This is a genomic window from Streptomyces fuscichromogenes (assembly GCF_014645815.1).
GTDB classification, from domain to species: domain Bacteria; phylum Actinomycetota; class Actinomycetes; order Streptomycetales; family Streptomycetaceae; genus Streptomyces; species Streptomyces fuscichromogenes.
Map to the genome: position 1 here is coordinate 28,253 of NZ_BMML01000004.1, position 23,495 is coordinate 51,747.

Below are 23,495 nucleotides of genomic sequence, written 5' to 3' on the forward strand. Positions count from 1 at the left end.
CACAGGTTGTCAGTGGCGTGGGCGAGACTTGCACCGTGGCACCCACTGACGACGACGGGCGTATCGCCCAGGACGCATCCCCGGTCGGTACGGCCGACCCGGTCGACACGACACCGCGCGCCGGATCCCCGGCCGCCGGCGCCGCGATGACGGGTGCCCGCATGCCGCGCTGGCTGCCGCGCGCCATGGTGCTGGCGCTGACCCTCGTCGCCGCCTTCCAGCTGGGCAGCTGGGCCTTCCACCAGCTCACCGGCCTGCTGATCAACATTCTCATCGCGTTCTTCCTGGCGCTCGCCATCGAGCCCGCGGTGAGCTGGATGGCCTCCCGTGGCCTGCGCCGCGGCTTCGCGACCTTCCTGGTCTTCCTCGGCCTGGCGATCGCCGTCGCGGGCTTCGTCACCCTGCTCGGCTCGATGCTGGCCGGACAGATCAACAAGATCGTCGAGGACTTCCCGGACTACCTGGACTCGGTCATCAACTGGGTCAACGAGACCTTCCACAGCCATGTGAGACGGGTCGACGTCCAGGAGGGCCTGCTGCACTCCGACTGGCTGCGCAAGTACGCGCAGAACAGCGCGGCCGGTGTGCTCGACGTCTCCGGGCAGGTGCTCGGCGGTCTGTTCCAGCTGCTGACGATCACCCTGTTCGCCTTCTACTTCGCCGCCGACGGCCCCCGGCTGCGCCGCACCCTGTGCTCCGTGCTGCCGCCCGCCCGCCAGGCCGAGGTGCTGCGCGCCTGGGAGATCGCCGTCGACAAGACCGGCGGCTATCTGTACTCGCGCGGTGTGATGGCGCTGATCTCCGGCATCGCCCACTACATCCTGCTGGAGGCCCTGGGCGTGCCGTACGCGCCCGTGCTGGGCGTCTGGGTGGGGCTGGTCTCGCAGTTCATCCCCACCATCGGCACCTATCTCGCCGGTGCGCTGCCGATGCTGATCGCGTTCACCGTGAACCCCCTGTACGCGGTGTGGGTGCTGGTGTTCGTCGTGATCTACCAGCAGTTCGAGAACTACATGCTCCAGCCCAAGCTGACCTCCAAGTCGGTCGACATCCACCCGGCGGTCGCCTTCGGCTCGGTCATCGCCGGCACCGCGCTGCTGGGCGCGGTCGGCGCCCTGATCGCCATCCCGGCCGTCGCCACCCTCCAGGCGTTCCTGAGCGCCTACGTGAAGCGCTACGACGTCACCGACGACCCGCGGGTGCACGGTCACCGCCGGCGTGGCGCGGGCGGCCCCGGCCTGCTCACGCGCATACGGCGGCTGATATGGCAGCGGCCGGCCGAGGAGCCCGAGGAGAACTCGGCCTGACGGCCGCCGCTACCGGCGGGCGAGCACCGCCCACGCTCCGGCCGCGGCCACCGCGGCCGCGTAGCAGCCCACCGCCACGGCCACGGTCCGCCACCGCGCCTGCTCGCTCCAGGAGGTGCGGGACAGCAGCCAGGCCAGTGCGGGCAGGACCAGTACCGCGTGCAGGCTGACCCCGTGCAGCGGCTTGAGCGGGGCCGTCGAGTCGTACGCCGCCTCCTGGTGCCCGGTCCGGACGAGCACCACCCCACGCGCGATCATCGCGGCTCCCGACGCCAGCGCCACCAGCAGGATCGCGAACCCGGAGCGCACCGCGAGCGCCATGCCCACGGGACCGGCCGGCCGGTGCCGGAAGGACGCCACCGCGAAGACGGTGAGCACCACCACCAGGATCCCGCCGCCCACCGCGAGCGACATGGACACCGCCGTGTCGAAGGGCGTCTCCATGTCGAGGTGCGAGGGCACCCGCCGCCACGCCTGGAGGGTGATCCCGCCCACCTCCAGCACGCAGTCCGCGGCGAACACGAGGAGCAGTACGGTCCGCAGCCGTTCCCCGACCTTCAGGTACGAGGTGACCCAGGTGACCGCGATCAGCGTCAGCCCGAAGGAGAGCCCGAAGGTGACGGGCTTGCGCCAGGACACCGGCCCGTACCAGGGGCCGCCGTCGACCGCGAACACCACCAGATGCGCCAGACCGGAGAGGACGAGGAGCGCACCGGTCGTGTGACAGAGACGCTCGGCGGGGCGCACCCCGGTCAGCGGGTTCGCCGGCGGCTTTCGGGGCGGGCTCTTCAGGGAGGAGGGCATGCGCCCAGCCTCCCGGTGGCCGCCCGCGCGGTCGTCGTCCGGCCGAAGACAGCCGTCGTACGCCGTGCGGAGTAGGGGGATGCGGCGTAGCGGGATCAGGGGGATGCGGGGGTGATCAGGAGACCGTGGCGGCCGGTGGGGTCCACCGGCGGGTGCGGGGTACGGCGCCCGGGACGCCGTAGTCCTTCCTGAGGTGTTCGGGGATGGCGTAGTGCATGACGCGGCCACGGGTGAGCGAGGACAGCTCCAGGACGGTGGTGAGGTGGCCGAGGCGGTCCAGGGCCCAGGCGCCCAGCGGGGAACGGTCCTCGATGGTCTCCAGGACGCCGAGAAGGTGCGGCACCGCCTTGACCACCGTGTCCCACGGGGTGCGCGGCACCTCCAGCCAGTCGGCGCAGGTGTCGCCGACCAGATGGCGGATCAGGGCCGAGACGACCGGGTCGAAGAAGGTGCCGGGGACGACCTCCTCGTAGAGGTCGATGAGCTGCCGGGTGAGGACCACGCCCTCCTCGGAGGGGCCCATGTGCCGGACCATGTACAGATCGAGGAAGACGCGCGCCTCGTCCAGGGTCTTCGGGACGGCCTCCTGGTCGACGCCGAGCATGGCGCCCACCACCCGCCACGCGTAGTAGTACGCCTCCGCGCCCTCCGTGGACAGATGGATGCCCAGCCGGTGCAGGCTGTCGAGGACCAGCAGCGAGAAGAACATCTGCCCGCCGATCATGTCCTCCTGGCAGATCGGCGTGCCGAGCGCCTCGGTGTCCCAGCGGTTCTCGCGCCTGAGGTGGTGCCGGATGGAGGCGTGCAGCAGGCGCACCTTCTGGGCGGCCGGGATGAAGCGGCTGCCGGCCTCGAAGGCGTCGGGCTGCATGAGGTGGACGGTGAACTGACCGGTCTCCGCCATGCGCTTGGACGGGTACCTCAGCCCGTGGGTGGCCGACAGCAGCTTCGCCACACGCGGGACGACGTAGCAGGCGGGCATGGAGGCGAAGGACAGCGCGGTCGAGATGTGCACGTTGTTGTCGATGAAGAACAGCCGGGCCTTCTCCATCTCGCCCCAGTCCACCCAGGACGGCGGTACCCGGGTGGCCTCCAGGTACTCCCGCGCGACATCGGGCAGCCCGTCCGGCAGGGGCGTGCCGGCGGTGGAGACGTAGCGCATCAGCGTGTTGAACGTGCCCACCTCCCCGCGTTCGAAGAGTGCGGCGACCGTGGCGTCGGCGAGTTCGTCGCCGGCGTGCCGCAGGGTGTCCATCGAGGCCTCGGTGTGGGTCACGGCAGGGCTCCTTGTCGTCGCAGGTGTCGTGGTGGTTGTCGTGGTGGCTGTCGTCCCGGGCGTCCCGGGCGTCCCGGGCGTCGTCCGGGCCCCCGTGGGTTCGTCGGCGTCAGGACAGGCGGACCGTGGCCGAGTGGGCCAGCGAGGTCAGGGCGCCGGCGGCGGGGGCCGGCACGTTCAGTCCGTGGAGGGCGTCGAGTGCTTCCGCGACCCGCGCGCCGATCATGTGCTCGATCCGGTCGGGTGCCCCGAGCCGGCACATCACCTCGCGGACCGCGTCCAGGCCGTCCGCGTCCAGGTCACGGCTGCCGAGCAACGCGCCCAGCCGCTCCCGGTCGTCGGCACGGGCGAGGCGCCAGGTCTCCGCGAGCAGGGCGGTGGGCCGGTGGCCGCGTACGTCGTCGGCGTTGGCCTTGCCGGTGTGCTCCGGTGCCCCGAACAGGCCGAGCAGGTCGTCGCGCAGCTGGAAGGCCTCGCCCAGCGGCAGTCCGTACGCGGAGTACCCCTCGCGCAGCCGCTCGCCGGCCCCGGCCAGGGCGCCGCCGATCAGCAGGGGCTGCTCGACGGTGTACTTCGCGGTCTTGTAGCGGATCACCTTCAGCGAGGCGGTGGTGTCCGGACCGGCTCCGGTGCGCAGGATCTCCAGGCACTCGCCCGCGATCAGCTCCCGGGCCAGCACCGACCACAGGGGGCGGGCCCGCGCGAGGTAGGCGGCGGGCAGCCCGCAGGTCGCGAACAACTGCCCGGCCAGTGACATCAGCAGATCGCCCACGAGCATCGCCAGCGACCGCGCGGTGTCGTCGGCGCGCGGACGGTCCCGTACGGCGGCACGAAGGGCGAGGTGCGGGGTGGGGCGCCCGTGCCGCAGCGGGCTGTCGTCGATGAGGTCGTCGTGCACGACGGCGGCGGCGTGCACGAGTTCCATGGACGCGGTCGCCCGCACCAGCGCCTCGCTGTCCGGCTGGCCCACCGCACGCCAGCCCCAGTAGCAGAACGCCGCCCGCAGCCGCTTGCCGTCCGTGACCGCCGCCTCCAGTTGCTCGGCCACCGGGGCCAGCAGCGGGTCGACCGCCGCGAACAGGTCGGCCTCCCGGGCGACGAACCCGCGCAGCACCTCGTCGACGCGGCTCTTGAAGGCGCCCGGATCCCACCGGTCAGTCATCGCCGGCGGTCCGCCGGACGAGGGCGTGCCGGGCGAGGATCTCCAGATGGGCCGGGGGCACGTTCGTGTACCGGTCCAGGGCCAGGCGTCCCCGCGCGGTGAGGTCGTGCTCGGCCTCCGCCGCCAGCGCACCGGCGTCCGAGCGGCGCAGCAGCCCCCGTAACGTCCCGAAGGCGGTGCCCACCGTGCTCACCGCCAGATCGGCCAGCCCCGCCGCCAGCAGTACGGCCTGCTCGTCCAGACCGCGTCGTCCCGTCTGTCGTCCCGTCTCACGTGTCATGCGTTCTCCCACCCACGGCACACAGGGGCGGCGCCGCTCCCCGGCCGCCTCTTCGAGCATCGCGGCGCGACGGGCGCGGGCATGCGGAAACTCACGATCGGGTGAACGCCGTGGCGAACCGAGCGGATCACTGCGGCGCGGTCCCCGCTTCCGGCCTCGGCTTTCGCGCCCCGAGCACCCCGCCCGTGCGCCGCGCACCGCTGCTCCCGCGCGCCGTGCGTCACGCCTTCGCCGCGGTACGCCGTCGTCGCGCGCTCGGTGAGCGGGGGTGAGCGGGGGTGAGCGGTGGGTGAGCGGTGGGTGAGCACCCTGCGGGGAAGTGGCGGGAGTACCGCGTGGTGCGCTTGACACGAAAATCGAACATCCATTCTTATGGAGGCTCCGGAACGACTCGCGGCGGGGATCCCAGCGGAAGTTCGACACGGTTTCGGTGGAGACGTCCCCGAGTTATCCACAGGCCGGACCGGCGTCGGGGCGCATTGTCAGTGGCAGGCGTTAGCGTCTTTGACGTGAAGCGATCGACTCAAGCAAACCGGGTGGAACCCATGGCAGGAACTGACCGCGAGAAGGCGCTCGACGCCGCGCTCGCTCAGATTGAACGGCAATTCGGCAAGGGCGCGGTCATGCGCATGGGCGACCGGACCAAGGAGCCCATCGAGGTCATCTCGACCGGGTCGACCGCGCTCGACGTCGCGCTGGGTGTCGGTGGCCTGCCGCGCGGCCGCGTCGTGGAGATCTACGGACCGGAGTCCTCCGGCAAGACGACCCTGACCCTGCACGCCGTGGCCAACGCGCAGAAGGCGGGCGGCCAGGTCGCGTTCGTGGACGCGGAGCACGCCCTCGACCCCGAGTACGCGCAGAAGCTCGGCGTCGACATCGACAACCTGATCCTCTCCCAGCCGGACAACGGCGAGCAGGCCCTGGAGATCGTGGACATGCTGGTCCGCTCCGGCGCCCTCGACCTCATCGTCATCGACTCCGTCGCCGCGCTCGTCCCGCGCGCGGAGATCGAGGGCGAGATGGGTGACAGCCACGTCGGTCTCCAGGCCCGTCTGATGAGCCAGGCGCTGCGGAAGATCACCAGTGCGCTCAACCAGTCCAAGACCACCGCGATCTTCATCAACCAGCTCCGCGAGAAGATCGGCGTGATGTTCGGCTCCCCGGAGACCACGACCGGTGGCCGCGCGCTGAAGTTCTACGCCTCGGTGCGCCTCGACATCCGCCGCATCGAGACCCTGAAGGACGGCACCGAGGCGGTCGGCAACCGCACCCGGGTCAAGGTCGTCAAGAACAAGGTGGCCCCGCCCTTCAAGCAGGCCGAGTTCGACATCCTCTACGGCCATGGCATCAGCCGCGAGGGCGGCCTGATCGACATGGGCGTGGAGAACGGCTTCGTCCGCAAGGCCGGCGCCTGGTACACGTACGAGGGCGACCAGCTCGGCCAGGGCAAGGAGAACGCGCGCAACTTCCTCAAGGACAACCCCGACCTGGCCAACGAGATCGAGAAGAAGATCAAGGAGAAGCTGGGCGTCGGCGTCCGTCCGGAGCAGCCCGCCGCCGAGCCGGGCGCGGACGCGGCGGTCACCACCGCGGCCGCGGACGACACGGCGAAGGCGGTGCCCGCCCCGGCCGCCGCCAAGGTCACCAAGCCCAAGGCCGCCACCGCCAAGAGCTGACGCCGTGACACGACGAACCGACTGGGCCGACCACGAGTACGCGTCCCCGTCCCCCGGCGGCGCGTGGGGGAGGGGCACCGGGGGCGACCCGGGCTCCGCCGGGGACGGTGACGAGGCCTACGGCACGGGCGGCGACAGCTACGGGCGGGGCAGCGCGTATGGCGGCTCGTACGAGGACGGCACGCACGACGGCCCGGACGGGCCCCGCGGGCACGGATCACCCGGCCGTGGCCCGCGGAAGCCCGGGACACGCCGTCGGGGTGGCTTCGGGGAGCCGTCCGCTGAGGACGGGGGTTCCTCCTCCTTGTCGAGGGCCGAGCAGGGGGAACCTCCGGCGGACCCGGCTGAGCGGGCGCGGGCGATCTGTCTGCGCCTGCTCACCGGGTCCCCGCGCACCCGGAAGCAGCTCGCGGACGCCCTGCGCAAGCGGGAGATCCCGGACGATGTCGCCGAGGAGGTGCTGTCGCGGTTCGAGGAGGTCGGGCTGATCAACGACAGCGCGTTCGCGGACGCCTGGGTGGAGTCCCGGCACCACGGCCGGGGACTGGCCCGGCGCGCACTCGCCCAGGAACTGCGCACCAAGGGCGTCGACCCGGCGCTCGTCGACGAGGCCGTCGCCCAGCTCGACTCCGAGCAGGAGGAGGAGACGGCCCGCGAACTCGTCGCCCGCAAGCTCCGCTCCACCCGGGGCCTCGACCGGGACAAGCGCGTCCGCCGCCTCGCCGGCATGCTCGCCCGCAAGGGGTACTCCGAGGGCATGGCCCTGCGGGTGGTCCGGCGCGCGCTGGAGGAGGAGGGCGAGGACCCGGAGTTCCTGACGGGCGGGGACTTCTGACGGGGCGACGGCCCCGGCGGGGGTGAGGTCATCCCCCTGCCAAGATGCCGGACCACCGCGGTGCCCGGAGCTCGGGCTGCTCGGACCGGCCGGTGCACCCGCCGTCAGGTGCTCCGGACGCTGCGCACCGAAGCGCTGTCCGTGCTGATGCTCGCCGGACCGCGGATGGCTGCGGATGGCTACGGCGTGCGCACTCTTAGCGTGCGTGCGCGGGCGGGGCCGATTCGTTTGGGGCGGCGGTAGCTTCGCCCGGTCCCGCCACCCGCCGGGAACTCCCTGTGCCGGCAACTCCCCTGAGAGGCCGGCGAGTCCGTGCGCTCGAAAGGCGGCCCCAGCATGCCCGGAACTGTTCGCACCCGAAGAGCCCTGGCCGCCTTCGGACTCGTCGCCGGGCTCGCACTGGGCGGCTGTGCGTTCGACTCGACCCGGGCGAGTGACGACGACGGCCCGCTGGTGATCGGGTTCGTGAACGGCGGGACCACTCGGTTCCACACCTGCCTGCAGCGGGCCGTGGTGAAGACGGCCAGGGACAACTTCGCCAGGATCATCACGGCAGACTCGCATCAGGACGCCGCCCGGGAACTGTCCAACATCGAGGACATGATCGCGCGCAAGGTGGGCGTGATCGTCATTCAGACGGTCAGCACCGATGCGCTGGAGAAGGACATCGCGAAGGCGCGCAGCGCGCACATCCCCGTCTTCCTGACCTCGGTCGACGCCGACCCCTCGGACATCCTCGGGGCGGTCGTGGTGGATCTGAAGGAGGTGGGCGAACTGGACGCCGGGTGGATCGCCGACGCCGCGGCCGGACGGCAGGTGCGGGTCGGCGTGGTCGCCGGGGCGCCCGGCGCCGCCTCCGACCTGCTCGTCGGCGGCTTCACCAAGGCGTTGCCGGCCAACGCGAAGGTGGTCGCCGACCAGCCGGGCATGTTCGACGCGGCCAAGGCGAAGAGCGTCGCCGCGAGCATGATCAAGGCCCATCCCGACCTGGACTACGCGTTCGTCGCCAACGAGGAGATGGCCTTCGGGGCGCGCAAGGCGTTCGACGCGGCCGGGGCCACCGGCGTGCAGATCGTCACCGTCAACGGCACGGACGAGGGGCTGGCCGCCCTCAAGGACGGGCGGTTCGCCGCCACGGTCTCCAACTCGGCTGCGGACATGGGCCAGTTGGCGGTGGAGAACACGATCGCCCTGCTGCGCGACGAGAAGGCCGACAAGATCGCCAAGGCCCGGATCAGGCTGGTCACCAAGGACAACGCGGATATCGCGCCCGTGTACTGCCCGACGGACGACTAGGGGACGTCGTTCGGATCAGGCCGGCTGTGACGAACGGTGGGTACTGGCCGACCCGAGCGGGGTCCGGTGCGGGCCAGGGCCCGCGACGCCGGCCTGATCCACACGACCCCCTAGGCCTGGCCGGGTGTGACCGGCAGGCCCGCTGACTTCCATGCCTGGAAGCCGCCGACCAGGTCCGTCGCCCGGTGCAGGCCCAGCTGGTGCAGGGAGGCGGCGGCCAGGCTGGAGGCGTAGCCCTCGTTGCAGATCACGACGACCTGGATGTCGTGGCCGGTGGCCTCCGGAGCCTTGTGGCTGCCCTGGGGGTCCAGCCGCCACTCCAGTTCGTTTCGCTCTATGACGAGGGCGCCGGGTATCACCCCGTCCCGCTCGCGCAGCGCCGCGTACCGGATGTCGACCAGCAGGGTCTCGCCGGTGCGCGCCGCGTCGTACGCCTCCTGCGCCTCGACGCGCCGGTAGTCGGCGCGCACCCGCTCCAGCAGTTCGTCGATGCCCACCGGGCGGGGCTCCAGCGGACGGGGTTCCACCGGTTCCGTGCCGCTCACTGCCAGTCCTCCGGGCGCTCGACCTGCTCCAGGCGCAGCACCTGTCCGGTGCGGCTGTAGCGGCGGATCCGCGGCAGCGGCGGGTAGTAGGCGTGGACGGAGACCGCGTGGTGCTCGGTGGACTCGTTGAGCACCTCGTGGACGTGATCGCGTCCGAAGGACCTGCCCTTCCCGGCCGGCAGCCGGCGCTCGCGGTCGACGCCCTCGGAGAGCTCCAGGGTCTTCCAGCCGTCGGTGGGCAGCCGGGTGGCCAGCGAGTACTCCTTCAGCTCACCGGTGGCGGTGAGGAAGGCGCCGACCGACTCGGCATGGTCGTGCCAGCCGGTGCCGGAGCCCGGCGGCCAGCCGATCAGCCAGGCCTCGCTGCCGGCCGGGCCCTCCAGCCGTACCCAGGTGCGGCCCTCGGGGTCGAGCGGGAGCGAGGCGATCAGGTCGGTGTCGGCGGCCGTACGCCGGACGAAGTCGAGCAGGTCCGCCTGGGTGGGCGCGGCGCCGGTCGCAGGCGCGGACGGGGAAACGGAGGAGGCGGAAGAGAGGGAGGCAGACACGTGCACCGATCCTGACGAGGGTTCGCAGAAGCGGGCGCAGACGGCGCCCGGAGAGAAGAGGAGTGCGAAATCAGCAGGACGGAAGACACACGCAGCCCGCATAGCGGACCAGGTCCACATGGACCTTCCGCCACAGGCGCACAGTCGTGTCGTTCACGATCCGGAGTACACCATGCCGGTGCGGGCCGGTCAACTCACCGTCAGCATGTGGACCACGGGGTCCCCCGTGGTCACCGGGTGCGGGAACCGGCCTCCGCCCCGGCCCCCGACCTCTGCTCCGCCCGCTCGGTCCGCTCGGTCTCTTCGGCCACTTCGGTGTCTTCGGCCTGCTCCGTCCGGTCCCGGTCCTTGCCGCCCAGCGTCGCCTCGGCCGCCGCGTACAGGTCGGCGGGGCGGACCCCGTTGAGCGCGGTGACCAGATGGCCGTCGGGGCGCACGAGCAGCACGGTGTGCGCCGGTGCGCCCGGGTAGGTCTCGGAGACCAGCAGTTCGGCGGGGTGCGGCAGCGCGGTCACGGCCGCCGCGAGCCGGGGCATGATCCCGGCGGAGACCCAGTGCTTGCGGTCCCACACCCCCGTACCGGGCGCGACGAGGACGACGAGCAGCGCGCCGCGGCCCAGCCGGGAGCGCAGCTGGACGAAGGAGCCGTCCTCCGCCGTGACCCGGACATCGGTGACCGGTGTCCCCGGCGGGGTGTCGACCGGGATCTCGTGCTCCAGGTGCCGGGGTGCGAGCGGTGAGTCGGCGTACGCCCCCGGCGCACCGAGCGGACCGTGCCCCAGGTGACCGTCCGCCAGCAGCGCGTCGTGCCCCCGGGACGTGCCGGGGACGAACCCGCGCAGTGCGCCACCGCCGCGCAGCACCGGCAGCACCTGGTCGGCGGCGCGCAGCCGGGCCGCGACCGCCGTGCGCCGCTCGGTCTGGTAGCTGTCCAGCAGAGCCTCGTGCGGGCCGTGGTGCCAGGCCGGGGCGAGCTTCCAGGCGAGGTTGTCGACGTCCCGCAGCCCCTCGTCGAGGCCGTGCGTCCCGAGCGCGCCGAGCAGGTGCGCGGCGTCCCCGGCGACGAACACCCGGCCCACCCGCCACCTGCGGGCGAGGCGGTGGTGCACGGTGTGGACTCCGGTGTCGAGCAGGTCGTACGGGGGTGTGGTGCCGCCCGTCCAGCCCGCGAGGGTCTCGCGGATCCGGGTCACGAGCAGTTCGGGTGTGACCAGGTCCTTGCCGGGCGGGAGCAGCCAGTCCAGGCGCCACACGCCGTCCGGGAGGGGGCGGGCGGTCACCTCCCCGGCCGAGGGCCCGGACATCCGCCACGGCGGTGTCCGATGGAGCAACGCCTGACCGGGCCACGGAAGTTCCGTGCGCAGTGCGGCGACCGCGTGCCGTTCCACCGCGGTGCGGCCCGGGAAGCGGATGTCCAGGAGCTTGCGGACGGTCGAGCGGGGGCCGTCGCAGCCCACCAGATAGCTGCCGCGCCACCAGGTGCCCCTGGGGCCGCGGGTGTGCGCGGTGACGCCGGAGCGCTCCTGTTCGACGGTGTCCAGGCGGCTGTCGGTGACGACCTTGACCAGCGGTTCGTCGGCGATCGCGGTGCGCAGGGCGTTGGTCAGCACGTGCTGCGCGATGTGCAGCGGGGCCGGCTCACCGGCGTCGTCGAAGACCACCTCGCGCAGCACCTGCCGGCGCCGCATCGACCGCCAGCCGGTCCAGCGGACGCCCAGGTCGTCCAGGGGCGCGCCGCTCAGCCGCGTCAGCAGGGCGGCGGTGTCCTCGCGGAGCACCACCGTGCGCGCCGGGCGCGGATCGTCCTTGCCCGGACCCTCGTCCAGGACGACGGACGGTACCTCCTGGCGGGCCAGCGCCAGGGCGAGCGTGAGCCCGACGGGCCCCGCTCCGACGATGATCACCGGGTCCACGGCGCGGCGCCCCCTGCCCGTACGCAAGTCCCGGCGGACATGGGTGAACAAGTGGGTGGAGCAGGGTGCACGATCACAGAACGTATGCAACAGACTGGGCGCCACCCGGTCAAGCGGCGCACCCGGGGACACGTCAGCATGGCGGGCGCGCGGCGACCGTCCGGCCGCCGGAACGAGACGCCGACGGGGGTCCGCCGTCCGCCGCGACGCGCCGGCGACGATGTCTGCCCGCTCGCCGTAACGCGTCGGCGGCGACGTGCGTCCTGCCGCCGCGACGCGACGGAGGCGGCGGCCGTCTGGGCGCCGTCTCCGTCCCTGGTGCGCGGTTCGCCCCCGGGTCAGGCGGAGGCTCCCGAGGCGTACGCGCCGGGCACCTCGGCCGTGTTCGGGGCCTGGCCGTCCTCGGCGCCGAGGACCGCGCCGGTGCCCCGCTTGCTGCGCCGCAGCCGGCGCTCCAGCCAGGAGGCGAACGTGGTGAGCGCGAGGTTCAGCAGGATGAAGATGACCGCGACGACGACGAAGCTGGGGATCACGTTGGCGTAGTTGGCGGCGAGCGTGCCACGTGCCGTGAGCAGTTCCGTGAACTGGAGCATCACACCGCCCAGCGCGGTGTCCTTCACGACCACCACGAGCTGGCTCACGATGGCCGGCAGCATCACGGTGACCGCCTGCGGCAGCAGGATGCTCGCCATCGTCTGCCCCTTGCGCAGTCCGACGGCGTACGCCGCCTCCGTCTGCCCCTTGGGAAGCGCGAGGACGCCGGCCCGTACCACCTCGGCGAGGACCGAGGCGTTGTAGAGCACCAGGCCGGTGACGACCGCGTACAGCGGCCGTTCGTCACTGCCGACATCGGTGGAGCGGACGTAGAACTCCTGGGCGAACAGCATCAGCAGCAGCACCGGGATCGAGCGGAAGAACTCCACCACCCAGGCCGCCGGGATCCGCACCCAGCGGTGGTCGGACATCCGGGCTATGCCGAGGACCGCGCCCAGCGGAAGGGCGATCACCATGGCGAGCGCGGCCGCCTTGAGGGTGTTGCCGAGGCCCGGCAGCAGATACGTGGTCCACGCCTCGGAGGTGGTGAACGGCTGCCACAGGTCCCACTTCAGCTGGCCCTTGTCGTCCAGCTTCTGCCAGACCCACCAGACCAGCAGGGCGAGGAGCAGCACGAAGACGACGGAGAGGATCACATTGCGCCGCTTGGCGCGGGGCCCGGGGGCGTCGTACAGGACGGAGCTCATCGCTTCACCGCCAGGCGCTTGGCGAGCCGGCCGAGGAGCAGGCCGGTCGGGAGGGTCAGGACCACGAAGCCGAAGGCGAAGACCGCGCCGATGGACAGCGTCTGGGCCTCGTTCTCGATCATCGTCTTCATCAGGGCGGCGGCCTCGGCCACGCTGATCGCGGCCGCCACCGTGGTGTTCTTGGTCAGCGCGATCAGGACGTTGGCCAGCGGGCCGATCACCGCGCGGAAGGCCTGCGGCAGCACGATCAGCCGCAGGGTCTGGGAGAAGTTCAGCCCGATCGCGCGGGCCGCCTCGGCCTGTCCGACGGGCACGGTGTTGATGCCGGAGCGGATCGCCTCGCAGACGAAGGCCGCGGTGTAGGCGCTCAGCCCGAGGACGGCGAGGCGGAAGCCCTGCACCTTGAAGTCGGAGGCGCCGAGCGTCACGCCGAAGATGTCGGCGAGACCGAGCGAGGTGAAGATGATGATGACCGTCAGGGGGATGTTCCGGACGATGTTGACGTAGGCGGTGCCGAACCCGCGCATCAGCGGGACCGGGCTGACCCGCATCGCGGCCAGCAGGGTGCCCCAGACCAGGGAGCCGACGGCGGAGAAGACGGTCAGTTTCACCGTCGTCCAGAACGCCCCTAGGACGTCGTAGCCTTGCAGAAAGTCGAACACGTTTTCCCGCGCTTCCGGGTGTGTGGCGTACGGGGAGGACATGGCGCGCCGCCGCCGGGGAAGCGGTGGCGGCGGCGCGCGCGAGGAACCGTGCGATGGTCCGCCCGGGTCCCTGCATCGGTGGTGAACCGCCTTGCGGGGTGCCTTACTTGACGATCGCGCCGATCTTCGGGGCGGGCTCGTTCTTGTACTCCGCCGGACCGAAGTTCTTGTCGACGGCCTTCTGCCAGGAGCCGTCGCTGACCATCTTCTCCAGCGCCTTGTTGATCTTGTCGACGGTCGCGGTGTCGCCCTTCTTGACGCCGATGCCGTAGTTCTCGTTGCTCAGCTTCAGGCCGGCGAGCTTGAACTGGCCCTTGTACTTGTCCTGCGCGGCGAAGCCCGCGAGGATCGAGTCGTCCGTGGTCACCGCGTCGACGGAGCCGCTCTGCAGGCCGGCGATGCACTCCGAGTAGGTGCCGACCTCCTTGAGGTTGGCCTTCGGGGCGATCGTCTGCTGGATGTTCTGCGCCGAGGTCGAACCCGTCACGGAACACAGCTTCTTGCCGTTGAGGTCCTCGCCCTTGGCGATCGTCGAGGCCTTCTTGACCAGCAGGTCCTGGTGGGCCAGCAGGTACGGGCCGGCGAAGTCCACCTTCGCCTTGCGCTCGTCGGTGATCGAGTAGGTCGCCGCGATGAACTTCACGTCACCGCGCGCGAGGGCGTTCTCCCGGTCGGCGCTCTTGGTCTGCACGAACTCGATCTGGCTCGGCTTGTAACCGAGCTGCCCGGCGACATAGGTGGCCACGTCCACGTCGAAGCCCGAGAAGGAGCCGTCGGGCTCCTGGAGGCCGAGACCGGGCTGGTCGTACTTGATGCCGACCTTGATCTTGCCGCCGCCCGAGGAACCGCTGTCGTCCTTGTCGCTGCTGCCGCACGCCGTGGCGGACAGAGCGAGCGCGAGTACGGCGGCCGAGGCGGCGGTGACCTTGCGAAGCTGCATGATGAACATCCCTCGTTCTGGTGAGGACGGGTGTGAGGACGGCTGTGAAGGCAGTCGTGAAGGCAGTCGTGAAAACAGCTGCGAAGACGGCTGCGAAGACGGCTGTGAAGGCGTCCAGGAAAGGAAGCGGGTCCTGCCGCGCCTCAGTGGTGCAGGATCTTCGACAGGAAGTCCTTGGCCCGGTCGCTGCTCGGGTTGCTGAAGAACTGGTCCGGCGTGGCCTGTTCGACGATCCGGCCGTCGGCCATGAAGACCACCCGGTTCGCGGCCGAGCGGGCGAAGCCCATCTCGTGGGTGACGACGATCATCGTCATGCCGTCCCGGGCCAGCTGCTGCATGACCTCCAGGACCTCGTTGATCATCTCGGGGTCGAGGGCCGAGGTCGGCTCGTCGAAGAGCATGACCTTCGGGTCCATGGCCAGCGCCCGCGCGATGGCGACGCGCTGCTGCTGGCCGCCGGAGAGCTGTGCGGGGTACTTGTCGGCCTGGGTGCCCACCCCGACCCGGTCGAGCAGGGCGCGGGCCTTCACCTCGGCCTGCTTCCGGTCCGCCTTGCGGACCTTGATCTGCCCGAGCATGACGTTCTCGAGCACGGTCTTGTGCGCGAACAGGTTGAAGGACTGGAAGACCATGCCGACATCGGCGCGCAGCCGGGCCAGTTCCTTGCCCTCCTGGGGCAGCGGCCTGCCGTCGATGGTGATCGTTCCGGCGTCGATGGTCTCCAGGCGGTTGACGGTGCGGCAGAGAGTGGACTTGCCGGACCCGGAGGGCCCGATCACCACGACGACCTCGCCGCGGGCGATCGTCAGGTCGACGTCCTGGAGCACGTGCAACGCGCCGAAGTGCTTGTTGACGCTCTTCAGGACGACCAGGTCGCCGGTCGCGGCCACCTCTTCCTTGGCCACCGATACTTCGGTCATCGCTTTCGGGCTCCGTCCTCCTCGGTTGCGGAGGAATGTAGTTTTCGCTGATGAGCGGCGTCAGCACATCTGAGCGAGATCTGAGGATCACGATCCGATCGCAATCGGGCGCATGATGTGGCGCCCTCGGCCGCCCGCGTTTCGGCCGGGTAACGGAAACCGCACGTCACCGGAACCCACTTGACGCCGTCGGCGTCCATCAGCGTGACTGCCCTGTGCACGCGCGTGTGCGCGCGTTTTCTACAATGCGCGGGTTTTCCACTGACAAGCCGACGACGAACCGCGACCGTACGACCGCTGAACCGGAGGGGGCCGGAATGAGAGTGCTGCTCGTCGAGGACGACAACCACGTCGCCGCCGCGCTCTCCGCGGTGCTGGCCCGGCACGGGTTCTCCGTCACCCATGCCCGCAACGGCGAGGAGGCCCTCAAGGCCCTCGTCCCCGACAGCGACGGCTTCGACGTCGTCCTCCTCGACCTCGGCCTGCCCGACCAGGACGGCTACGAGGTCTGTGGCAAGATCCGCAAGCGCACCGCCACCCCGGTGATCATGGTGACCGCCCGCTCCGACGTCCGCTCCCGCATCCACGGCCTCAACCTCGGCGCCGACGACTACGTGGTGAAGCCGTACGACACCGGGGAACTGCTCGCCAGGATCCATGCCGTCAGCCGGCGGACCCACCACGAGGACGGCCCGGGTGACGGGGACGGCGCGCTGCTGCTCGGCCCCGTCCGGATCGAACTGCCCACCCGCCAGGTCAGCGTGGACGGCAAGGCCGTCCAGCTCACCCGCAAGGAGTTCGACCTGCTGGCGCTGCTCGCGCAGCGGCCCGGCGTGGTCTTCCGCCGGGAACAGATCATCAGCGAGGTCTGGCGCACCAGCTGGGAGGGGACCGGCCGCACCCTGGAGGTGCATGTCGCCTCCCTGCGCGCGAAACTGCGCATGCCGGCGCTGATCGAGACCGTACGCGGCGTGGGCTACCGGCTCGTCGCCCCGGCCGGGTAGCGGGGACGGGTGCGCACACGTCTCCTTCCGCTGCTCATCGTCCTGCTGGCGGCCGTGCTGCTCGCGCTCGGCGTTCCGCTCGCCGTCAGCACGGCCTCCGCACAGCAGCAGAAGGTCGTCGTCGACCGTATCGACGACACCGCGCGGTTCGCGGCCCTCGCCCAGTTCGTGACCGACACGCCGACCACCGCGCGCCCCAAGAGCACGGACGACCGCCTGGAGACCCTCCGCCGCGAACTGGCCAGCTACTACGGCGTCTACGGCATCCGCGCGGGCGTCTTCTACCGGAACGCCTCCTCCATGGCCAACGCGCCCGACGACTGGGTGCTCCCGATCAGCGGCGAGGTCCGGGAGGCCTTCGACGAGGCCCTGCTCAGCCGTCGCAGCCACGACCCCGAGCAGGTGTGGCCCTGGCAGCGCAGCCGGCTGGTGGTGGCCTCGCCGGTGATCCGGGACGGTGACGTCGTCGCCGTGGTGGTCACCGACTCGCCCACCGGTCCGATGCGTTCCCGCACCGTGCGCGACTGGCTGCTCATCGGCGCCGGCGAGAGCGCGGCGATGCTGCTCGCGGTCGGCGCGGCGCTGCGGCTGACCGGGTGGGTGCTCCGGCCGGTACGGGTGCTCGACGCCACCACGCACGCGATCGCCAGCGGCCGGCTCAAGTCCCGGGTCGCGGCGGCCGGCGGGCCGCCGGAACTCAGGCGGCTGGCCCGGGCGTTCAACGAGATGGCGGACAACGTCGAGGAGGTGCTGGAGCAGCAGCGGGCCTTCGTCGCCGACGCCTCCCACCAGCTGCGCAACCCCCTCTCCGCGCTGCTGCTGCGCATCGAGCTGCTCGCGCTCGAACTCCCCGAGGACAACGAGGAGATCGCCTCGGTCCGCACCGAGGGCAAGCGGCTCGCACAGGTACTGGACGACCTGCTCGACCTGGCGCTGGCCGAGCACGCCGAGGCGGAGCTGATGCTGACCGACATCGGGCGGCTGGCCGGGGACCGGATCGCCGCATGGTCGCCGGCCGCCGCGGCGAAGGGGGTCCGGCTGACCGGGGACTGCGCGCCGACCACCGGGTGGGCCGATCCGGTCACGCTGTCCAGCGCGCTGGACGCGGTGATCGACAACGCGGTGAAGTTCACGCCGGAGGGGGGTGCGGTGGAGGTGACCGTGAGCGTCGCGGGTGACGTGTCGACGGTCGTGGTGACCGACACGGGCCCGGGGCTCACGGACGACGAACTCGCGCGGGTGGGGGACCGGTTCTGGCGGAGCGGGCGGCACCAGAACGTGAAGGGGTCGGGGCTGGGGCTGTCGATCACGCGGGCGTTGCTGGTGACGGGCGGGGGTGCGATCGCCTACGAGCACCATGAGCCGCGGGGGTTGCGGGTGACCGTGTCGGTGCCGCGGGGTGGGTGACGGGCGGGTGGGTGAGGGGCGGGTTTGTGCCGTCGTGTTTCGGGTGCGGGTGGGTGGGGGGTTGCTCGCGCGGTTCCCCGCGCCCCTGACGGGGCGCTTCAGTCAGGGTTTCACCGAGCGGTAGTAGCGTCGTGCGCCCTCCTGCAACGGGAGCGGGTCCGTGTAGATCGCTGTGCGCAGGTCGACCAGTTGGGCCGAGTGGACGTGGTTGCCGATGTCGTCGCGGCTCTTGATGACCGTGCGGGTCACCCACTCGGTGAGGCGCGGGTCCATGTTCTTGCGGGTCATCAGGACGTTGGACACCGCGATCGTGGGCACCGTCGTGCCCTGCTGCACGGACGGGTACGCCGACTCCGGCATGTTGGTCGCCCGGTAGTAGAGCGCGGCCTCGCTCTCGGTGTGCAGCTTGGTCACCAGGTTCCCGCCGATCGGCACGAACGCGAAGCTGAACTTCTTCGCGAGGTCCAGCAGTCCCTTGGTCGGCAGCCCGCCCGACCAGAAGAACGCGTCGATCTTGCCCCGCCGCAGTTGGTCCGGGCCGGTGTCTATGCCCTCGGACACCGGCGTGATGTCCTTCACCGGGTCCACCCCGGCGGCCCTGAGCACCCGGTTGGCGATCAGCCGCACCCCGGAGTTGGGCAGCCCGATCGCCACCCGCTTGTGCCGCAGCTGCGCGACGCTGGTGACCGTCGAGTCGCGGGGTACGACGAGCTGGACGTAGTCGTCGTAGAGCCGCGCCACCCCGCGCAGCTGTCCGGCGCCCGGCCCGTCGTTCAGTTCGTACGTCTCCACCGCGTCGGCCGCCGCGATGGTGAAGTCGGCGTGACCGGTCGCCACCCGCCGCACGTTCTCGTACGACCCGTTGCTCTGCACCAGTTTCACCTTCAGCCCGGGCATGTCCTTGCCCAGCTCGGTGCGCAGCCGTTCGCCGTACTCCTGGTAGACGCCGCGCAGCGTCCCGGTGCTGAAGGTGATCGTCCCGGTCGGCGGCTTCTCGCCCAGCGGCAGCAGCCACCACAGCAGCAGGCCGGAGGCGACGAGGCAGGCGGCCGCGCCCTGGAGCGCGCGGCGCCTGCCGATACGGGGGAAGACCTTGGGCATGCGCGCGATCCTGCCAGCAGGGCACGGTCCTGACCAGGGCCGGTGGGCAGGGCGGCGGACCCGGACTGTCGGTGGCGGCGGCTAGAGTCGTTCGCATGACCGGTTCCGTCCCCGCTGCCCCGACCGGCAGCTCGCCCGCCCGCCTCGTCCGGGAGTTCCACCACGCCTTCGGCCTGGACGTCCGCACCACGCCGGCCGAGGTGTCCCCCGAACTGGCCGCGCACCGGGGGGAACTGCTCGCCGAGGAGGCCGCGGAGGTCGCCGAGGTCGCGGTCGAGGGACCCCTGGACCGGCTCGCGCACGAGCTCGCGGACGTGGTCTACGTGGCGTACGGCACCGCGCTGGTGCACGGGATCGATCTCGACGCGGTGCTCGCCGAGATCCACCGGGCCAACATGAGCAAGCTGGGGCCCGACGGGCAGGTCGCCCGCCGGGCCGACGGCAAGGTGCTCAAGGGCGAGCACTACCGCGCGCCGGACGTCTCGGCGGTGCTGCGCGACCAGGGCTGGACACCCGGCGGCGCGGCCTGACCCGGGGTCAGAGGCCGCCGTCCGCCAGCTTCCACTCACGGTGCAGCGTGCCCAGCGGAATGCTCCGCTCCAGCACGGGTGTGCCGAAGACCGACAGCTGGAGGCGCAGGGTGCCGGAGAGGTCGACCCCGCCGTACAGGGTCCAGGTGCCCTGGACTTCCGCGCCCGGGGCCGTGGAGGTGGCGGTGACCGTGCCGGTGGCCTCGCCGCGCAGGTACGGCGCCAGGTCGGCGGTGACGCCCACGCTGCCGTAGAGGCCGACGGAGGCCTCGGCGCCGAGCGTGGTCCTGACACTGCCCGCGGCGGTCACCGAGGTGCGCACCGGCGTGCTCGTCATGGCCGAGCTGCTGACCGGCGTCCAGCCCTGGGCCGTGCCGAAGGTGCCGCCCGCCTTGAAGTCGCCCTTCAGGTTCTGCTCCACGTCGACGGTGATCTTCCCGTCGCCGCTCACCTGGAGATAGCAGGTCAGGTCGAGGTTGACGACGACGGGGACCGCGCCGACCTGGAGGACCGGGTCGGCGTGCAGCTTGGCGAAGGGGATGCGCAGCGGGGTCGCCGTGGCCGCCACCCGCCCCTTGACCGCCCAGCCGGAGTCCCAGTCGCCGGAGACGCCGAGGTAGGCGGAGCCGGGCGCGGTGCCGGTGCCCGCGCCGCCGTAGGCGAAGTCGACCTGCGGGGCGACCTGGACGAAGCCGGAGACCGAGGCCGCGGCGGACGCCGGGGCGCCCTCGGCGGCCGGTATCCCGGTGCTGACGTCCAGTCGGAGGCTGCCGAGCGGCACGGTGGCGCCCTCCGGACCGACGTGCCCGCCACCGGTCCCGGACCAGGACACCTTCACGTCGGGCAGCAGCTTGTCGACGTCGAAGGCGGCCGGGGCGACGGGCACGGTGCCCTTGGCGGTGTCGTCGCCGAGCAGGGCGTCGAGGGTGGCGGGCGCGGTCTGCACCTCGGTGCCCGCGTCGGTCTCGCCGAGCACCTTGGTCACCTTGGCGAGCAGGCCGTCCGGGGCGCCGGGCGCGGGGGCGCTGGCGATGACGTCACCGACGGCGGCCTGCCGGGTGGAGGCGGATGCCGATGCCGACGCCGATGCCGAGGGGGCCGGCGAGGACGCGGGGGCGGTGGAGACGGTCGGGGACGCCGGGTTCCCCTTGCCCGATGAATCCCCCTTCGTGGCACGGGATATGACGGCCCGTCGGGTCTTGCTGTCGTACGAGCTGACGGTGAGCGAGGTGCGGTGGGCCGGGCGGCCGGCGGCCGCCGAACCGGCGGCCGTGCTCGCGGTGGCGGCGGGTGCGGCGGCGACGGCGAGCGACTGCCCGTCCGTGCGGGCGGCGGCGCTGCCGTCGGAGGAGGTCCGGGCGGTCTGCTGCCGGACCTGGTCGCCGGCGGAGGTCTGGTGCTGAGACGTGGAGCAGCCGGCGGCGAGGAGAAGTGCGGTCACGGCGAAGGCGGGCATGAGGGCGCGCCCGGGCCTTGTGCGTCTGCGCAAGGTCAGTCCTGGAGGTGGGGGGCCGAAGAGACACCGATCATGGTTACCGTCGGGTAGAACCGGTCGGTAACTTGGTGTGGCCCCGAGCATGCCATGCCCGCGACACAGGGTCCCCACAATCCGGCCACATCCCGACGTGACCTGAACCACGGCGACTTCAGGCCGCCGTGGCCGTTTCCGCGCGGGGTCAGCCCTGCTGCCGCGCGGCCTCCCGGCGCTGCCGCTTGCCGAGGGGTGCCTGGGAGAGGTCCTGCGCGCTGGACCTGAGGTTCTTGTAGCCGTAGCCGCGCTGGGTCAGCCACGCCCCGGCCGCCGCCTCGGCGCGCTCGGTCGCCGCCAGGATGTCCTCCTCTTCCTCCCCGGTGTCCTGGAAGCGGAAGGTGAAGGCCGGACGGGCGGCGATGTCGTAACTGAGATGGCCCTCGGGCGTGAAGGCCGCGTGCAGCACGTCGTGCTCGGCGGCCCGGGAGAGCAGTTCGGCGCGCTGTGGGGCGCTGAGGCCGTCGAAGACGCCGCGGACGGTGACACGGAAGGTGCGGGTGGTCATGGCGCGACCCTAGGCAGGCCGGGGCGCACGGCTCCACCGCATTTCCGGCGCCCGGCCGGCCACCGCCTAACCGCCGACCTGGCCGAGCCGCAGGTTCCAGCGCCCGGGGCCGCCCGTGATCTCCGTCGCCGACAGCGGGGGCACGTCCACGCGCCAGAACGCGGAATCGGGCGCCCCGAGCACGTACAGCACCATGGCCCGCACCACCTCGGGCTCCACCACGGCGATCGTCCTGCCGATGGTCAGGCCCGTCCGGTCCAGCCAGCCGGCCACCCGCGCGCACAACTCCCGTACGGACTCGCCTCCGTGGGGCGCGGCGGCCGGATCGGTCAGCCACTGGAGCAGCGCGTCGGGTTCGGTGCCGCCCAGCTCCTCCAGCGTCCGGCCCCGCCAGCGGCCCGCGTCCAGGCCCGACAGTTCGGGTTCCGCCGAGGCGTCGAGGCCCAGCGCGGCCGCCGTCTCCCGGCAGCGCACGCTGGGGGAGTGGAGCTCCTCGCCCGCGGCCGGCAGGGACAGCGCCACCGCGTCGGGGTTCTCGATCGAGTCACCGTCGTCGAAGCGGGCCCGCCGCAGCGAGGGCGTGAAGGCCGGGGCTATCAGGATGACTCGGCAGGTCACGGGGCGGTTCCTCCATGGTCGTCCATCGATGTCGAGGGGGGCGGTGCCGGGCGGTGTCGCGCGGTGTCGGCCGTGGTGACGGCCGTGGTGACCGCCGTGGTGACCGCCGTGGTGACGGCCGTGGTGACGGCGGGCGCCGGACACGCACGACAGTACGCCGTCCGGCATCCGCGCAAGGGCCCGCGTCCACAGCTCCGCGCACACCGGCCGGGCCGCCGCGACCGGGTTCTCCGGAGCGGCCCGGACCTCCGGCCGGCCGCGGTTCTTCAGCCCTCAGCCGGGGTTTGCTCAGAGCCTCAGCCGGGGTGACCCAGAGCCGCTCGGCGGAGGTGGCCCAGAGCCGTTCGGCAGGGTTGGCCCAGAGCTGCTCGGCGGAGGTGGCCCAGAGCCGTTCGGCGGGGTTGGCTCAGAGCTGCTCAGCCGGGGTTGGCCCAGAGCCGCTCAGCCGGGGTTGGCTCAGAGCTGCTCGGCGGGGTTGGTCCCGGTGGTCGCGGTTGCGTCGGGCGTTGCCGCTCGCCGCGGCCGTCTTGCGGCCCATGCGTGGCGGGCGCCCCGAGATGAGTGCGCGGCATCCGGACCTCGGCTGGTCACCGGCCTGAGCGCAACGCCCGTGACAACCCCAGCGCGGCGGTCCGTACCGCCGGGGCGAGTTGGGCCGGCCGGAACCGCCCGCACGGCACCGCGACCGACAGCGCCGCCACCGCCGTCGGCCCGTCGAAGACCGGCGCCGCGATACAGCTGACCCCCGCCGCGGCCTCTTCCTCCTCGTAGGCCAGCCCCGCGACCTGCGCCTGCTCGATCGCCGTGCGCAGCCTCCCGGGATCGGTGATCGACCGCGGGGTCAGCCGGGGCAGCGGCGCAGCCAGCACCTCCTCGACCAGCCCGGCGCCCGAGAACGCCAGCAGGGCCTTGCCGACCCCGGTGCAGCTCAGCGGGAGCCGGCCGCCGATCCGGGACGGCAGCCGCAGTACGTCGTGGCCGTGGATGCGCTCGACGTAGACCACCTCGTCGCCCTCGCGCACCCCCAGGTGCACGGTCTCGTGGGTCGCCTCGAAGAGGTCCTGGAGGAACGGCAGCGCGGCCTCCCGCAGATCCTGCCGGCGCGGCACCAGCGACCCCAGCTCGAAGAGGGCCCCGCCCAGCCGGTAGGTCTCCGCGTCCCGCTCCAGCAGGCCCAGCCGGACCAGGTCGGCGCAGAGCCGGAACACGGTGGTCTTCGACAGCCCGGACCGCTCGACGAGTTCCGTCAGGCGGAACGCGCCGCCGTTCGGACGGAAGCAGTTCAGTACGGCCATGGACTTGTCGAGCATGTTGCCCTGGTCACTGTTCCGTGTCATGGAACATATTTTGCC

Annotated in this window: 23 protein-coding genes; 7 read left to right on the forward strand and 16 right to left on the reverse strand. The window is 71.9% G+C overall.

The window, feature by feature from the left end:
- The first annotated feature begins 35 nt into the window (after positions 1-35).
- Entirely contained in the window at positions 36-1,307 is a 1,272-nt protein-coding gene (locus tag IEZ11_RS09755) for an AI-2E family transporter (RefSeq protein ID WP_189262267.1), read from the forward strand.
- Between the two features lie 9 nt (positions 1,308-1,316).
- On the opposite strand, the gene IEZ11_RS09760 is transcribed toward IEZ11_RS09755, so the two are convergent.
- The 4 genes from IEZ11_RS09760 to IEZ11_RS09775 all read right to left on the reverse strand — a co-directional run bounded on the left by IEZ11_RS09760 (position 1,317) and on the right by IEZ11_RS09775 (position 4,829).
- Positions 1,317-2,111 (reverse strand): hypothetical protein, encoded by a 795-nt coding sequence (locus IEZ11_RS09760; RefSeq protein ID WP_189262268.1) that lies wholly within the window; start codon positions 2,109-2,111, stop codon positions 1,317-1,319.
- Between the two features lie 115 nt (positions 2,112-2,226).
- The gene (locus tag IEZ11_RS09765) at positions 2,227-3,387 is read right to left on the reverse strand and encodes an oxygenase MpaB family protein (protein ID WP_189262269.1); all 1,161 of its coding nucleotides are present in this window, start codon (positions 3,385-3,387) and stop codon (positions 2,227-2,229) included.
- Between the two features lie 109 nt (positions 3,388-3,496).
- Positions 3,497-4,549: a polyprenyl synthetase family protein gene (locus tag IEZ11_RS09770; protein ID WP_189262270.1), complete on the reverse strand. Its 1,053-nt coding sequence runs from the start codon at positions 4,547-4,549 to the stop codon at positions 3,497-3,499.
- Positions 4,542-4,829, reverse strand: coding sequence for a polyprenyl synthetase (locus IEZ11_RS09775; RefSeq protein ID WP_189262271.1), 288 nt, complete (start codon positions 4,827-4,829; stop codon positions 4,542-4,544). Before IEZ11_RS09775 ends, IEZ11_RS09770 begins: the two co-directional genes overlap by 8 nt.
- Positions 4,830-5,374: 545 nt before the next feature.
- On the opposite strand from IEZ11_RS09775, the gene recA reads away from it, so the two are divergent.
- The 3 genes from recA (at position 5,375) to IEZ11_RS09790 (ending at position 8,636) form a co-directional block, all read left to right on the forward strand.
- Complete coding sequence (gene recA / locus IEZ11_RS09780) at positions 5,375-6,505, forward strand: recombinase RecA (protein ID WP_189262272.1); 1,131 nt, start codon at positions 5,375-5,377, stop codon at positions 6,503-6,505.
- Between the two features lie 4 nt (positions 6,506-6,509).
- Complete coding sequence (gene recX, locus IEZ11_RS09785; protein ID WP_189262273.1) at positions 6,510-7,340, forward strand: recombination regulator RecX; 831 nt, start codon at positions 6,510-6,512, stop codon at positions 7,338-7,340.
- Positions 7,341-7,676: 336 nt separating this feature from the next.
- Complete coding sequence (locus tag IEZ11_RS09790; RefSeq protein WP_189262274.1) at positions 7,677-8,636, forward strand: sugar ABC transporter substrate-binding protein; 960 nt, start codon at positions 7,677-7,679, stop codon at positions 8,634-8,636.
- Positions 8,637-8,746: 110 nt separating this feature from the next.
- On the opposite strand, the gene IEZ11_RS09795 is transcribed toward IEZ11_RS09790, so the two are convergent.
- From IEZ11_RS09795 to IEZ11_RS09825, 7 genes are all read right to left on the reverse strand, one after another.
- Positions 8,747-9,187: a rhodanese-like domain-containing protein gene (locus tag IEZ11_RS09795; RefSeq protein WP_373294897.1), complete on the reverse strand. Its 441-nt coding sequence runs from the start codon at positions 9,185-9,187 to the stop codon at positions 8,747-8,749.
- Positions 9,178-9,729 (reverse strand): cupin domain-containing protein, encoded by a 552-nt coding sequence (locus IEZ11_RS09800; protein WP_229712925.1) that lies wholly within the window; start codon positions 9,727-9,729, stop codon positions 9,178-9,180. The genes IEZ11_RS09795 and IEZ11_RS09800 overlap by 10 nt, the downstream gene beginning before the upstream one ends.
- Before the next feature lie 230 nt (positions 9,730-9,959).
- Complete coding sequence (locus tag IEZ11_RS09805) at positions 9,960-11,642, reverse strand: FAD-dependent monooxygenase (RefSeq protein WP_189262277.1); 1,683 nt, start codon at positions 11,640-11,642, stop codon at positions 9,960-9,962.
- A gap of 338 nt (positions 11,643-11,980) precedes the next feature.
- The gene (locus IEZ11_RS09810) at positions 11,981-12,883 is read right to left on the reverse strand and encodes an amino acid ABC transporter permease (RefSeq protein WP_189262278.1); all 903 of its coding nucleotides are present in this window, start codon (positions 12,881-12,883) and stop codon (positions 11,981-11,983) included.
- Positions 12,880-13,545 carry an amino acid ABC transporter permease gene (locus IEZ11_RS09815; RefSeq protein ID WP_189262279.1) on the reverse strand — a complete coding sequence of 222 codons (666 nt, stop codon included), beginning with the start codon at positions 13,543-13,545 and terminating at the stop codon, positions 12,880-12,882. Before IEZ11_RS09815 ends, IEZ11_RS09810 begins: the two co-directional genes overlap by 4 nt.
- Before the next feature lie 145 nt (positions 13,546-13,690).
- Entirely contained in the window at positions 13,691-14,527 is an 837-nt protein-coding gene (locus tag IEZ11_RS09820; protein ID WP_189262280.1) for a glutamate ABC transporter substrate-binding protein, read from the reverse strand.
- Positions 14,528-14,670: 143 nt separating this feature from the next.
- The gene (locus IEZ11_RS09825; RefSeq protein ID WP_189262281.1) at positions 14,671-15,447 is read right to left on the reverse strand and encodes an amino acid ABC transporter ATP-binding protein; all 777 of its coding nucleotides are present in this window, start codon (positions 15,445-15,447) and stop codon (positions 14,671-14,673) included.
- Between the two features lie 317 nt (positions 15,448-15,764).
- On the opposite strand from IEZ11_RS09825, the gene IEZ11_RS09830 reads away from it, so the two are divergent.
- Positions 15,765-16,451, forward strand: a complete 687-nt coding sequence (locus IEZ11_RS09830) for a response regulator transcription factor (RefSeq protein ID WP_189262282.1) — start codon at positions 15,765-15,767, stop codon at positions 16,449-16,451.
- A 9-nt stretch (positions 16,452-16,460) separates the two neighbouring features.
- Positions 16,461-17,858 carry a sensor histidine kinase gene (locus IEZ11_RS09835; protein WP_189262283.1) on the forward strand — a complete coding sequence of 466 codons (1,398 nt, stop codon included), beginning with the start codon at positions 16,461-16,463 and terminating at the stop codon, positions 17,856-17,858.
- Positions 17,859-17,960: 102 nt separating this feature from the next.
- On the opposite strand, the gene IEZ11_RS09840 is transcribed toward IEZ11_RS09835, so the two are convergent.
- Complete coding sequence (locus tag IEZ11_RS09840; protein ID WP_189262284.1) at positions 17,961-18,959, reverse strand: TAXI family TRAP transporter solute-binding subunit; 999 nt, start codon at positions 18,957-18,959, stop codon at positions 17,961-17,963.
- 95 nt (positions 18,960-19,054) lie between these two features.
- Between IEZ11_RS09840 and IEZ11_RS09845 the strand changes: the two genes are divergently transcribed.
- Positions 19,055-19,489 carry a pyrophosphohydrolase domain-containing protein gene (locus IEZ11_RS09845; RefSeq protein WP_189262285.1) on the forward strand — a complete coding sequence of 145 codons (435 nt, stop codon included), beginning with the start codon at positions 19,055-19,057 and terminating at the stop codon, positions 19,487-19,489.
- Positions 19,490-19,496: 7 nt separating this feature from the next.
- Here IEZ11_RS09845 and IEZ11_RS09850 read toward each other — a convergent pair whose 3' ends face one another.
- The 4 genes from IEZ11_RS09850 to IEZ11_RS09865 form a co-directional block, all read right to left on the reverse strand.
- A complete protein-coding gene (locus tag IEZ11_RS09850; protein WP_189262286.1) occupies positions 19,497-20,945 on the reverse strand; it encodes a hypothetical protein in 1,449 nt (482 codons plus the stop codon).
- Between the two features lie 220 nt (positions 20,946-21,165).
- Positions 21,166-21,525, reverse strand: a complete 360-nt coding sequence (locus tag IEZ11_RS09855; protein ID WP_189262287.1) for a DUF6204 family protein — start codon at positions 21,523-21,525, stop codon at positions 21,166-21,168.
- A 66-nt stretch (positions 21,526-21,591) separates the two neighbouring features.
- Positions 21,592-22,143, reverse strand: a complete 552-nt coding sequence (locus tag IEZ11_RS09860) for a histidine phosphatase family protein (protein ID WP_189262288.1) — start codon at positions 22,141-22,143, stop codon at positions 21,592-21,594.
- 587 nt (positions 22,144-22,730) lie between these two features.
- The gene (locus IEZ11_RS09865) at positions 22,731-23,453 is read right to left on the reverse strand and encodes an IclR family transcriptional regulator (protein ID WP_189262631.1); all 723 of its coding nucleotides are present in this window, start codon (positions 23,451-23,453) and stop codon (positions 22,731-22,733) included.
- Positions 23,454-23,495: the final 42 nt, after the last annotated feature.

What these genes read in the sequence shown, in the direction of transcription:
- IEZ11_RS09760 (WP_189262268.1), bottom strand. Translation starts at nt 2,111, where the DNA reads ATGCCCTCCTCCCTGAAGAGCCCGCCCCGAAAGCCGCCGGCGAACCCG.
- IEZ11_RS09770 (WP_189262270.1), bottom strand. Translation starts at nt 4,549, where the DNA reads ATGACTGACCGGTGGGATCCGGGCGCCTTCAAGAGCCGCGTCGACGAG.
- IEZ11_RS09775 (WP_189262271.1), bottom strand. Translation starts at nt 4,829, where the DNA reads ATGACACGTGAGACGGGACGACAGACGGGACGACGCGGTCTGGACGAG.
- recA (WP_189262272.1), top strand. Translation starts at nt 5,375, where the DNA reads ATGGCAGGAACTGACCGCGAGAAGGCGCTCGACGCCGCGCTCGCTCAG.
- IEZ11_RS09790 (WP_189262274.1), top strand. Translation starts at nt 7,677, where the DNA reads ATGCCCGGAACTGTTCGCACCCGAAGAGCCCTGGCCGCCTTCGGACTC.
- IEZ11_RS09810 (WP_189262278.1), bottom strand. Translation starts at nt 12,883, where the DNA reads ATGAGCTCCGTCCTGTACGACGCCCCCGGGCCCCGCGCCAAGCGGCGC.
- IEZ11_RS09820 (WP_189262280.1), bottom strand. Translation starts at nt 14,527, where the DNA reads ATGCAGCTTCGCAAGGTCACCGCCGCCTCGGCCGCCGTACTCGCGCTC.
- IEZ11_RS09825 (WP_189262281.1), bottom strand. Translation starts at nt 15,447, where the DNA reads ATGACCGAAGTATCGGTGGCCAAGGAAGAGGTGGCCGCGACCGGCGAC.
- IEZ11_RS09830 (WP_189262282.1), top strand. Translation starts at nt 15,765, where the DNA reads ATGAGAGTGCTGCTCGTCGAGGACGACAACCACGTCGCCGCCGCGCTC.
- IEZ11_RS09840 (WP_189262284.1), bottom strand. Translation starts at nt 18,959, where the DNA reads ATGCCCAAGGTCTTCCCCCGTATCGGCAGGCGCCGCGCGCTCCAGGGC.
- IEZ11_RS09845 (WP_189262285.1), top strand. Translation starts at nt 19,055, where the DNA reads ATGACCGGTTCCGTCCCCGCTGCCCCGACCGGCAGCTCGCCCGCCCGC.
- IEZ11_RS09850 (WP_189262286.1), bottom strand. Translation starts at nt 20,945, where the DNA reads ATGCCCGCCTTCGCCGTGACCGCACTTCTCCTCGCCGCCGGCTGCTCC.
- IEZ11_RS09855 (WP_189262287.1), bottom strand. Translation starts at nt 21,525, where the DNA reads ATGACCACCCGCACCTTCCGTGTCACCGTCCGCGGCGTCTTCGACGGC.
- IEZ11_RS09865 (WP_189262631.1), bottom strand. Translation starts at nt 23,453, where the DNA reads ATGCTCGACAAGTCCATGGCCGTACTGAACTGCTTCCGTCCGAACGGC.